The sequence below is a fragment of the Pseudonocardia lacus genome (genome assembly GCF_018531445.1).
GTDB lineage: Bacteria > Actinomycetota > Actinomycetes > Mycobacteriales > Pseudonocardiaceae > Pseudonocardia > Pseudonocardia lacus.
Genome location: NZ_JAHDTH010000104.1, coordinates 17,185 through 28,562, shown reverse-complemented (window position 1 = coordinate 28,562; position 11,378 = coordinate 17,185). Strand labels below are relative to the sequence as shown.

The 11,378-nt window shown below is 74.8% G+C and carries 10 protein-coding genes; 5 read left to right on the top strand and 5 right to left on the bottom strand.

The genetic code is table 11. From position 1 onward, the window contains the following. From dhaM to dhaK, 3 genes are all read right to left on the bottom strand, one after another. Window positions 1–412: dihydroxyacetone kinase phosphoryl donor subunit DhaM (gene dhaM / locus KIK08_RS21570; RefSeq protein ID WP_308257781.1), on the bottom strand; the 412-nt coding region annotated here is incomplete at its 3' end. 7 nt (window positions 413–419) lie between these two features. Next, window positions 420–1,049 (bottom strand): dihydroxyacetone kinase subunit DhaL, encoded by a 630-nt coding sequence (gene dhaL / locus KIK08_RS21565; protein ID WP_214405028.1) that lies wholly within the window; start codon window positions 1,047–1,049, stop codon window positions 420–422. Then, entirely contained in the window at window positions 1,046–2,047 is a 1,002-nt protein-coding gene (gene dhaK / locus KIK08_RS21560) for a dihydroxyacetone kinase subunit DhaK (protein ID WP_214405027.1), read from the bottom strand. Before dhaK ends, dhaL begins: the two co-directional genes overlap by 4 nt. Window positions 2,048–2,121: 74 nt before the next feature. Between dhaK and KIK08_RS21555 the strand changes: the two genes are divergently transcribed. After that, window positions 2,122–3,087, top strand: coding sequence for an aldo/keto reductase (locus KIK08_RS21555; protein ID WP_214405026.1), 966 nt, complete (start codon window positions 2,122–2,124; stop codon window positions 3,085–3,087). A gap of 12 nt (window positions 3,088–3,099) precedes the next feature. Here the strand turns inward: KIK08_RS21555 and KIK08_RS21550 are convergent, their stop codons facing one another. Both KIK08_RS21550 and KIK08_RS21545 read right to left on the bottom strand, forming a co-directional pair. Further along, the gene (locus tag KIK08_RS21550) at window positions 3,100–4,290 is read right to left on the bottom strand and encodes a glycoside hydrolase family 53 protein (protein WP_214405025.1); all 1,191 of its coding nucleotides are present in this window, start codon (window positions 4,288–4,290) and stop codon (window positions 3,100–3,102) included. Between the two features lie 72 nt (window positions 4,291–4,362). Then, on the bottom strand, window positions 4,363–5,505 hold the full coding sequence (locus tag KIK08_RS21545) for a glycoside hydrolase family 53 protein (protein WP_214405024.1): 1,143 nt from the start codon (window positions 5,503–5,505) through the stop codon (window positions 4,363–4,365). Window positions 5,506–5,768: 263 nt separating this feature from the next. Here KIK08_RS21545 and KIK08_RS21540 point away from each other — a divergent pair, with 263 nt between their 5' ends. The 4 genes from KIK08_RS21540 (at window position 5,769) to KIK08_RS21525 (ending at window position 11,367) form a co-directional block, all read left to right on the top strand. Beyond that, the gene (locus tag KIK08_RS21540; protein ID WP_214405023.1) at window positions 5,769–6,779 is read left to right on the top strand and encodes a UDP-glucuronic acid decarboxylase family protein; all 1,011 of its coding nucleotides are present in this window, start codon (window positions 5,769–5,771) and stop codon (window positions 6,777–6,779) included. 112 nt (window positions 6,780–6,891) lie between these two features. Continuing rightward, on the top strand, window positions 6,892–8,913 hold the full coding sequence (locus tag KIK08_RS21535) for a glycosyltransferase family 2 protein (RefSeq protein WP_214405022.1): 2,022 nt from the start codon (window positions 6,892–6,894) through the stop codon (window positions 8,911–8,913). Between the two features lie 39 nt (window positions 8,914–8,952). Continuing rightward, window positions 8,953–9,978, top strand: a complete 1,026-nt coding sequence (gene galE / locus KIK08_RS21530; RefSeq protein WP_308257780.1) for a UDP-glucose 4-epimerase GalE — start codon at window positions 8,953–8,955, stop codon at window positions 9,976–9,978. An 18-nt stretch (window positions 9,979–9,996) separates the two neighbouring features. Continuing rightward, entirely contained in the window at window positions 9,997–11,367 is a 1,371-nt protein-coding gene (locus KIK08_RS21525; RefSeq protein WP_214405021.1) for a UDP-glucose dehydrogenase family protein, read from the top strand. Window positions 11,368–11,378: the final 11 nt, after the last annotated feature.

Below are 11,378 nucleotides of genomic sequence, written 5' to 3'. Positions count from 1 at the left end.
GGGCGAGCTTGGCCGCGAGCGCCCCGCTCGCCTCGGCCGCGACCTCGGCCCGGCTCGCGCCGCCCCCGGCGGCCACGGCGGCCACCACCAGTCCCTCGACCAGCGGGGCGGGGCACAGCAGCACCCGGTCGCGCTGGTCGGGGTCGGCCAGCAGGTCCAGGGCCAGCTCGGCGGAGAGCACCGCGCTGCCCAGGTCCATCAGCACGACGACGCCGGCACCCCGGTCGGCGGCCCCGATCGCGGCGCTGATCGCCACCGCGTCGGTGCCGAAGGCGGGGCCGTCGGGGCCGTCGACGCCCGCGGCCACCTCGACGGGCAGGTCGGCCGGGGCCATCTCGCGGGCCAGCGCGACGGCGGCCGCGGCCAGCGCCCGGCTGTGCGAGACGACGACCAGGCCGACCGGTGCGCTCACCCGTCGATCATCCCAAGGTGCGCGCGGCCGCGGCCAGCAGCAACGCCGACGACGTCGCACCCGGGTCCTGGTGGCCGACGCTGCGCTCGCCGAGGTAGCTGGCCCGGCCCTTGCGGGCCTGCAGCGGGACGGTCGCGTCGCGTCCCCGGTCGGCGGCCTCGGACGCGGCGCGCAGCGCGGCCCCGAGGTCGTCGCCCGCGGCGTCGTAGGCGTCGGCGGCCGGGGCGAGCGCGTCGTACATCGTCTTGTCGCCCAGCTCGGCCTTGCCGCGCGCCACGATCCCGCCGACGCCGGCGCGCAGCGCGGCGCCGAACGCGGCCGCGTCGAGCGTCTCGACCTCGCCGGCGGCCGTGCCCATGCGCAGGAAGAACGTGCCGTACAGCGGGCCGCTCGCCCCGCCGACCGTGCTCACCAGCGTCATCCCCGTGCGCTTGAGCAGCGCGCCGGCCGTGCTCGGCTTCTCGCTGTCGAGCGCGGCCACCACCGCCCTCATCCCGCGGGCGAGGTTGGCGCCGTGGTCGGCGTCGCCGATCGCCGAGTCCAGGCGGGTGAGCTCCTCCTGGTGCTCGGCGACGTCGGCGGCGAAGGCCCCGATCCATGCCCGCAGCGCGGCCACGTCGACCGGCACCGCGCTCACCGCCCCCAGCGCAGGCCGGGCGTGCTGACCGGGGCGTCCCACAGCCGCACCAGCTCGTCGTCCAGCTTGAGCAGGGTGACCGAGCACCCGGCCATCTCCAGGCTGGTGATGTAGGGGCCGACCAGCGACCGCACCACCGTGACCCCCGCCTTGGCCAGGAGCTTCGCGACCTCGTTGTACATCAGGTACAGCTCCAGCAGCGGCGTGCCGCCCATGCCGTTGACGAAGGCCAGCACGCCCTCGCCGCCGGTGAAGTCCAGGTCGGACAGGATGGGTTCGACCAGCATCTCGGCGATGTCCTTGGCCGGTGCGACGGGCACGCGCTTGCGGCCCGGCTCGCCGTGGATGCCGATGCCGATCTCCATCTCGCCCTCGGGCAGGTCGAACGTGGGCTGCCCGGCCGCGGGCACGGTGCACGAGGTCAGCGCCATGCCCATGCTGCGGCCCGCGGCGTCGACGCGGCGCGCGACGTCGGCGACGGCGGCCAGGTCGCGGCCCTCGTCGGCGGCCGCGCCGGTGATCTTCTCCAGCAGCACCGTCGTGCCGACGCCGCGCCGGCCTGCGGTGTAGAGGCTGTCCTGCACGGCGACGTCGTCGTCCACCACGACCGAGACCACCTCGACGCCCGTCTCGGCGGTCACCAGTTCGGCGGCCATCTCGAAGTTCATCACGTCGCCGGTGTAGTTCTTGACGATGTGCAGCACACCGGCACCGCCATCGGCCAGCCGGGTGGCCGCGACGACCTGGTCGGGCACCGGCGAGGTGAAGACCTCGCCGGCGCAGGCCGCGTCGAGCATCCCCGGCCCGACGAAGCCGCCGTGCAGCGGCTCGTGACCCGACCCGCCGCCGGAGATGAGGCCGACCTTGCCCCGCACGGGGGCGTCGGCCCGGTAGACGACCTTGTTCTGGTGGTCGACCCCGAGATCGGGGTGGGCGGCGGCGATGCCCAGCAGGGCCTCGGACACGACGTCGGCGGGATCGTTGATCAGCTTCTTCACGGTGGCCCCTCGTCGGACGATCGCGATCGTTTGCGAACCGTAGGCCACGACGACCAGCCCCGGAAGGACCTTCGATGAACCCCCTGCCCACCCGGATCGGGATCGGCCTGGCCGCGGTCGCCCGACCCGCCTACATCACCTCGGGGCGCGTCACCGATCTCGGCGACCACCGCTCGGTCGACGACCTGCGCGAGCGGACGTGGAGCGTGCTCGACGCGGCGTACCGGGCCGGCGTGCGCTACATCGACGTCGCCCGGTCGTACGGTCGGGCCGAGGAGTTCCTGACGGGGTGGCTGGCCGCGCGCCCGGACGCCACGGACGTGCGGATCGGCTCCAAGTGGGGCTACCGCTACGTCGGCGAGTGGCACGTCGAGGCCGATGTGCACGAGGTCAAGGACCACTCGGTCGAGGCGTTCATCGAGCAGGTCGCGCAGAGCCTGGCGCTGCTGGGCCCCCGCCTGGAGCGCTACCACATCCACTCGGCCACGCCCGAGACCGGAGTGCTCGACAACCCGGCCGTGCTGCGGGCGCTGGCCGGGCTGCGCGAGCGCGGCATCCGGGTGGGCCTGTCCACCTCCGGACCGGCACAGGCGGCGACGGTGCGGCAGGCGATCGGCATCGACGTCGACGGTGTCCCGCTGTTCACCTCGGTCCAGTCGACGTGGAACGTGCTGGAGACCTCCGCGGGGCCCGCGCTGGCCGAGGCGGCCGCCGCGGGCGCCGAGGTGATCGTCAAGGAGCCGGTGGCGAACGGTCGGCTCGCCCCCGGCGGTGCGGCCCCCGACGACCACCGCGCCGCCCGGGTCGCGGCGCTGGCCGCCGACCTCGCCGTGCCGGTGGACCAGCTGGCCATCGCCGCGGCGCTCGCCCAGCCGTGGACGTGGTGCGTGCTGTCCGGCGGGGTCGACCCCGCCCAGGTGCACAGCAACGCCTCCGCGACCGCCGTGACCGTCCCCGCCGACGTCCTCGGCGAGCTCGCGGACCTCTCCGAGGCCCCTCGGGACTACTGGGCGGCGCGCTCGGCCCGCGCCTGGACGTGAGCGGCGCCCGGATCAGGCCGTGAAGGCGGCGAGCGCCGGGAGGCCCGCCCCGTCCCAGTCGAACATGGTCAGGTTGACGAACCGGTTCACCTCGCCGGGGCTGGGCCGCACGGCCGCCATCCAGGCCGGCTCCCAGGCGATGAAGCCGAGGCCGGCGCCGCCGGGCACCGCGTCGATCCGCTCCCGCAGCGCGGCGAAGAACGCCGCCTGGCCCGACGGGGTCGGCGGGAACCGCGCCGCTTCGGGCAGGGCCTGCCGTTGCGACACGAACGCGTCGGGGACGCCCGCGGAGTCCAGCGTCCACGGGTAGGCCGTCTCGACCACAGCGACGCCGCGCCCGAGCCGGGTGGCCAGCCGGTCGAGGTTGGCCGACAGCGTCGACAGCGAGCCGTGCCACCAGGGGAAGTAGGTCACCCCGGCGACGTCGAACTCGACGCCCCGGTCGAGCAGGGCGCCGAAGAACCGCTCGCAGCCGCGGCGGTCGCCGCCGCGGTCGGTGTGCACGACGGTGCGGACACCGGGCACGGCGTCGCGGGCACCGAGCACGCCGGCCTGCAGCAACCGGGCCAGGACGTCCCACTCGGCGTCCGTTCCGCGCTCGATCCGCCCGGTCGGCCAGAGCATCCCGTTCGAGACCTCGTTGCCGACCTGGACCAGCGCGGGCGGTGTGCCCTGGGCGGCCAGCGCGGAGACGACCTCGCCGGTGTAGCGGCGGACGGTCTCGGCGAGGGCGTCCACACCGCGGCCGTCCCACGCGCGCGGCGTCGGCTGGTGGGTGGGGTCGGCCCACAGGTCGGCGTAGTGCAGGGCCAGCATGACGTGGCACCCGGCGGCGTTGGCCCGCCGGGCGAGGGCGAGGGTGCTGGCGAGGTCGCTGGTGCCCGGCGGCGGATCCACCCACAACCGCAGGCGCACCAGGTTCATCCCCCGGGCCGCGAGCAGCGTCTCGACCGGAGCGGAGCGGTCACCGTCGACGAAGGCCAGCCCGGCCGCCTCCAGCTGCAGCGTGAACGACAGGTCGGCGCCGCGCATCCGGGTCAACGCGGGCAGCGTCCGAGGTGGGGCGGGCGTGGGCGGCGGGCCGCCCGCGGGCGGTCCCGACCCGCTCCCGCCGGTGCAGGCGCCCAGCAGCACCGCTCCGCCCAGCCCTGCCGACACGCCGAGCAGGCGACGCCGGGTCAGCACCATCGACTCCCCTGCCACCGGTCGATCACACCCTCGTACCGTCCTCGTCGCCCGAACGACCGGAAGCGTTGCATCCGACGGCTCATCGGTTCACGGACGGAACGCGGCGAGTGCGGGCAGCGGCCGGCCGCCGTCGTCGAACATCGCGAGGTTGGCGTAGGGGTTGCCCTCGCCGTGCCGGACCCCGACCTCGTGCCCGCGCCAGGCGGGCTCCCACACGCAGAAGCCGGCCCCCCGGTCCCCCGGCACGGCTGCGAGCACCGCGCGCAACTCCTCGAAGAACGCGGCCTGGCCGTCGGGGGTGGGCGGGAACCGGTCGCCGTCGGGCAGGTCGTCGGCATCGGTGACGAAGTAGTCCGCGCGGTCGTCGGCCGGGAGCCCGGACGGGTAGGCGGTCTCGACGACCAGCACGTCCTTGCCGTACCGCTCGGCCAGCAGGTGCAGCGTGCCGGTGAGGTCGTCGAGCGAGCCGTGCCAGAACGGGTAGTACGACAGGCCGATGACGTCGACGTCGATGCCGCGGCCGAACAGGGTGTCGAAGAACCGGCGGCTGCCGCCTGGGTCGCCGCTGCGCTCGATGTGCACCATCGTGGCGAGGTCGGGCGCCGCCTCGCGGGCCCCGGCGAGTCCGGCGTGCAGCAGCCCGGCGAAGCCGTCCCAGTGCTCCTGCGGGCCGGCGACGATCTGCCCGACGGGCCACAGCATGCCCCAGGTGACCTCGTTGCCGATCTGGATCATCGACAGCGGCGTGCCCTGCGCGGCGAAGGCGGCGACCGCGTCGCGGGTGTGGGCGCGCACCACCTCGGCCAGCGCCCAGCCGTCCAGGCCCTGCCACGCGGCCGGGATCCGCTGGCTGCGCGGGTCGGCCCAGAAGTCGGAGTAGTGCAGGTCCAGGTGGATGGCGCAGCCCGCGGCGGCGGCCCGCCTGCCGAGCCGCAGGGCCATGGCCAGGTCGCTGTAGCCGGTGGGCGGGTCGACCCAGGCCCGCAGCCGGACCAGGTTGGCACCGTGCGCGGCCAGCACGGACTCCACCGGCCGCACGCCGCCGTCGGCGGCGACGGTGGACCCGGCCGCCTCCAGCTGCAGGGCGAACGAGATGTCCGCGCCACGCATGCGCAGCCGCGGCGTGGGTCCCGGTGCGGGTACGGGGACCGGTACCGGCGCCGGCGCCGCGCACGCCGTCGCCGCGGCGGCCACGGCGGCGACGGACAGCAGTCGCCGTCTGTTGAGCACTCGGACCTCCCGGGTTCCGGCTGAACCACCCGACCGGGTGATTCGCGTCGCTCGGTTGCCCACGGTGACCGCTCTCCGTGAGAAGAACCTGCGGATTCGCGTCCATCATTACCTCAGACGAGCTACGACACGCCCGAGAGATGTAACAGCCTGTGGCATCCGGTCGACGACCGTGGGGTATCTGCGCCATCGTTCCGCCCCCGAAAGAGCCACCGGGCAGGTACCGATCCACCCCCGAACGTCAGACCCAGCTCGGAGACACCATGCGCGTGCTCGTCACCGGCGGTGCCGGCTTTCTCGGCTCGCACCTGTGCGACGCCCTCCTCGCCCGCGGTGACAGCGTCGTCTGCGCGGACGACCTGTCCACCGGCCGCCTGAGCAACGTCGACCACCTGCTGGCCGACACCCGCTTCACGTTCGTCCGGACCGACGTGTCGCGGACGATCCCGGTGGACGGCCGGGTCGACGCGGTGGCGCACCTGGCCAGCCCGGCGTCCCCGCCGGACTACCACCGGCGCCCGCTGGAGACGATGGCGGTCGGCAGCAGCGGCACCGAGAACGCGCTGCGCATCGCGCACGCCGACGGCGCGCGCTTCCTGCTCGCGTCGACCAGCGAGGTCTACGGCGACCCGCTGGTGCACCCGCAGGAGGAGTCCTACTGGGGCAACGTGAACCCGATCGGCCCGCGCAGCATCTACGACGAGGCCAAGCGCTACGCCGAGGCGCTCACCGCCGCCTACCGGCGCACCCACGGCGTCGACACCGGGATCGTGCGGATCTTCAACACCTACGGGCCGCGGATGCGCCCGCACGACGGCCGGGTCGTCACCAGCTTCATCGCCCAGGCGCTCAACGGCGACCCGCTGACCGTCTACGGCGACGGCAGCCAGACGCGCAGCTTCTGCTACGTCGACGACCTGGTGCGGGGCCTGGTGGCGATGCTCGACTCGGACGCCGCGGGCCCGATCAACATCGGCAACCCGAGCGAGCGCACCGTCGCCGAGCTCGCCGAGCTGGTGCTGGCCATCACCGGCTCGACCTCCCGGGTCGAGCACCACCCGCTGCCCCAGGACGACCCCGCACGCCGGCGGCCGGTCGTCGAACGGGCCCGGGCCTTGCTGGGCTGGGAGCCCCGCGTCCCCACGGAGGACGGGTTGCGGCGCACGGTCGACTACTTCCGCGCGCACCGCGACGAGGTCGTCGCCGCCCGCGGCGCGATCGCCGGCGGCCAGCTCGACGGCGCGACCGCGGCGACGGCCGCCGTCCCGGCATGAGCGTCATCACCACCCGTCCCGGCACCGCACCGACCCGCGCCCGATGACCCGATCGTGCCCGGACCGCCGTGTGCTCGTCCCGCGACCGCGACCGGACGGGCGGGCCGGATCCGTGGACGGTCCCACCGTCCGCCTGCCGCGGTCGGTCGACCCTCCGACCCAGCGGCTGCGCCCGGTCGGAGGACGCGGGGAAGCGGCCACCGTCGTGCTGCCGGTCCAGGACCGCGGCGGGGTCGCCGTCCTGGACCGGACCTCGGCAGCACCTGCCCCGGCCGGGCCGGACGAGCTGGCCGGCCGGATCCAGGCGCTCTCGCGGGGGGCGGTGCGGGCGGTCCGCCCCTCCGGTCCGGTGTTCGAGCGCTCGCGCAACCTGCGCCGCCGGCTGGGCCGGGCCACCTTCGAGCCGGTGCTCGGGCCCGGTTCGCGGGTGGTGGTCGCCGTGCTGTCGATCGCGTGGGTGGCTGCGCTGGTGGTGTTCTGGACCTGGCTGCTGCACCCGGCGCACCGGGTCGGCACGCTCGGGCTGCTGCTCAACGGCACGATCCTGCTCTACCTGTCGGTGATGCCGGTCTACTTCGTGGTCGGGGTGAACCGGCTCCGGCGGGTGGCGGGCCACGTCGGGGTGCCCGACCTGCGGGTGGCGTTCGTGGTGACGCGGGCTCCCTCCGAGCCGTGGGAGGTGGCCCGCACGACCCTGTCGGCGATGCTGGACCAGGACTACCCGCGCCGCTACGACGTGTGGCTCTGCGACGAGCGCACGACCGATGAGATCCGCAGGTGGTGCGCGGGGCACGGGGTGAAGCTGTCGACGCGGGAGGGCGTCGAGGCCTACCACCGGCTCACCTGGCCCCGGCGCACCAAGTGCAAGGAGGGCAACCTGGCCTTCTTCTACGACCACGGCGGCTACCGCGACTACGACGTCGTCGCGCAGCTCGACTGCGACCACGTGCCGACCCGCAGCTACCTGCGCGAGATGGTGCGCCCGTTCGCCGATCCGGCGATCGGTTACGTCAGCGCGCCCAGCGTCTGCGACGCCAACGCGGCCGAGTCGTGGGCCGCCCGTGGGCGGCTGCACCGCGAGGCCACCTTCCACGGCCCGGCGCAGCTCGGGCACAGCGCCGGGCTCGCCCCGGTGTGCATCGGCTCGCACTACGCCGTGCGGACCGCCGCCCTGGCCGAGATCGGCGGCATCGGGCCCGAGCTCGCCGAGGACTTCAGCACCAGCTTCCTGCTCAACTCCGCGGGCTGGCACGGCGCGTTCGCCATCGACGCCGAGGCGCACGGCGACGGCCCGCCGACCTTCGCCGCGATGCTGGTGCAGGAGTTCCAGTGGTCGCGCAGCCTGACCACGGTGCTGCTGGGGCTGGTGCCGAGCCACCTCGGCCGGCTGCCGTGGCGGCTGCGGCTGCGGTTCCTCTACGCCCTGAGCTACTACCTGCTGCTGTCGCTGACCACGGTGGGTGGCCTGCTGCTCGCCCCGGTCGCCGCGGTCACCGGCACGGTCTGGATCCGGGTCGACTACGTGGAGTTCATCCTGCTGTGGTGGGTGGTCGCGCTGGCCGTCCTGCTCACCGCGCTCGTGCTGCGCCGCCGCGGGCTGCTGCGACCGCCGCGGGCGCCCCTCGTCAGCTGGGAGAACTACCTGTACTGCCTGACCCGGTGGCCGCTGATCGCGTGGGGGGTCACCGCGGCGGTGCTGCAGGCGGTGCGCCCCCGGCAGATCACCTTCGCGGTCACGCCGAAGGGCCCCGGCGGCCTGGAGCCGTTCCCGGTGCGGCTCGTGCTGCCCTACCTGCTCACCGTGGTCGTGCTCGCCGGGGCCGCGCTCTACGCCGAGGCGCACACCGACGCCGCGGGCTACGTGCTCCTCTGCCTCGTCGGCGCGACCGCGTACTCGCTGGTCGTGCTGGCCCTCCCGGTGCTGCACGCCCGCGAGTCGGCCCGCAGTGCCGGCACCTCGTTCTCCGCGGCGCTCGGGCGCACCGCGGCGTGGCCGCTCGTCTGGGCCGTCGTCGTGGCCGCCGGCACCGCGCTGGCCGCCGTCCGCTACCCGGCCTACGCCTCCGCCGTGTTCGGACCCGACTGGTGGCGCGCCTTCACCGGCGCCGAGCTCGCCGGCCTGCTGCCGCTCTGATCCCAGCCCCGACCCCCAGCCCCACCCCTGGAGACCCCTGTGCCCCAGACCGTCCTCGTCACCGGCGGAGCCGGCTTCATCGGCAGCCACACCTGCGTGGAGCTGCTCGACCACGGTCACGACGTGGTCGTCGTCGATGACCACTCCAACAGCTCGCCGCACGCCCTGGACGCGGTGCAGAAGCTCGCCGGCCGACCGCTGGCCGGCGCGCACCGCGTCGACCTGCGCGACCGCGCCGCCCTCGACTCCGTCTTCGCCGCCCACGACGTCGACGCCGTGATCCACTTCGCGGCGAAGAAGGCCGTCGGCGAGTCGATGCGGATCCCGCTGGACTACTTCGACGTCAACATCGGCGGTACCACCGCCCTGCTGTGCGCCATGCACGAGCACGGTGTGCGGCGCCTGGTGTTCTCCTCGTCCTGCTCGATCTACGGCGACACGGCGACCGTCCCGCTGGGCGAGGACGAGCCGGCCGGCCCGACCAACCCCTACGCCCGCAGCAAGCACATCTGCGAGCAGCTGCTCGGCGACGCCTGCCGCCGCTACCCGGAGCTGTCGGTGATCGCGCTGCGCTACTTCAACCCGATCGGGGCGCACCCCAGCGGCATGATCGGTGAGGACCCGACCGGCGTGCCCAACAACGTGCTGCCCTACATGGCCCAGGTGGCCGTGGGCCGGCTCGACGAGCTGGCCGTGTTCGGCGACGACTACCCCACCCCGGACGGCACCTGCGTGCGCGACTACGTCCACGTCGTCGACGTGGCCGACGGGCACCGGGTGGCGGTGGACCACCTCGACGACGAGGCCGGCCTGCGGGTGCTCAACCTCGGCACCGGCACCGGCGCGTCCGTGCTGGAGCTCGTCGCCCGGTTCTCCGCTGCCGTCGGCCGCCCGATCCCGTACCGGATCGCCGACCGCCGCGCCGGGGACGTGCCGATCCTGGTCGCCGACCCGTCCCGGGTCGCCGCCGCGTGGGGCTGGCGCACCACCCGCGACCTGGCGGACATGTGCGCCGACGCGTGGAAGTTCCAGCGGTCGCACCCGCACGGCTACCGGTCCGCCTGACCCCCGCAGGAGACAGACATGCGCATCACCGTCATCGGCACCGGCTACCTGGGCGCGGTGCACGCCGCCTGCATGGCCGACATCGGCCACGAGGTGCTCGGCGTCGACGTCGACGCCCACAAGGTCGAGGCGCTGGCCGCCGGGCGGCCGCCCTTCCACGAGCCGGGGCTGGCCGAGGTGCTGTCCCGGACCGTGGACTCGGGCCGGCTGCGGTTCTCCACCTCGCTGGCCGAGGCCGCGGAGTTCGGCGAGGTGCACTTCGTGTGCGTCGGCACCCCGCAACTGCCCGGCTCCGACGCCGCCGACCTGCGCCACGTCGACGCGGTCGTCGACGGGCTGGCCCCGCACCTGCACCGGCCGGCGCTCGTGGTCGGCAAGTCGACCGTGCCGGTCGGCACCGCCGCCCGGCTGGCGGCGCGGGTCCGCGAGCTGGCCCCGGCCGGCGAGGGGGCCGAGCTGGCCTGGAACCCGGAGTTCCTGCGCGAGGGCTTCGCCATCGCCGACACCCTGCACCCGGACCGGCTCGTCGTCGGCGTCACCTCGACCGCGGCCGACGACCTGCTGCGGGCGGTCTACCGGCCCATCGTGGACGCCGACCGGACCCCATGGATCTCCACCGACCTGGCCACCGCCGAGCTGGTCAAGGTCTCGGCCAACGCGTTCCTGGCCACCAAGATCTCCTTCGTCAACGCGATCGCCGACGTGTGCGACGCCGCCGGCGCCGACGTCACCACCCTGGCCACGGCGATCGGCTACGACGCCCGGATCGGCTCCCGGTACCTGTCGGCCGGCCTGGGCTTCGGCGGCGGGTGCCTGCCCAAGGACATCCGCGCCTTCATGGCCAGGGCCGGTGAGCTGGGCGTGGCCGACGCGCTGACCTTCCTCCGCGAGGTCGACGAGATCAACATGCGGCGGCGGCGGCGCACCGTCGACGTCGCCCGCGAGCTCGTCGGCGGCTCGTTCCTCGGGCGCAACGTCGCGGTGCTCGGCGCGGCCTTCAAGCCCGACAGCGACGACGTGCGCGACTCCCCGGCGCTCAACGTGGCCGCGATGATCCAGCTGCAGGGCGGGCAGGTCCGCGTGCACGACCCGGCCGCGATCGACAACGCCCGCGCGGTGTTCCCGACCCTGGACTACACCGTGGACATCGAGAAGGCCTGCGAGCAGGCCGACGTCGTGCTGCACCTGACCGAGTGGCAGCAGTACCGCGACCTGGACCCGGTCTGGCTCGCCGGACACGTGCGCACGCGCGCGGTGCTCGACGCGCGCAACGCGCTGCCGCTGGAACGCTGGGCCGCGGCGGGGTGGGCGGTGCGCGCCCTCGGGCGGGCTCTCGGCCGCGCCACCCCCGATCCCGTCCCGGAGCGGGCCGGCGGGCTCGCACGATGACGGCGGGGCCG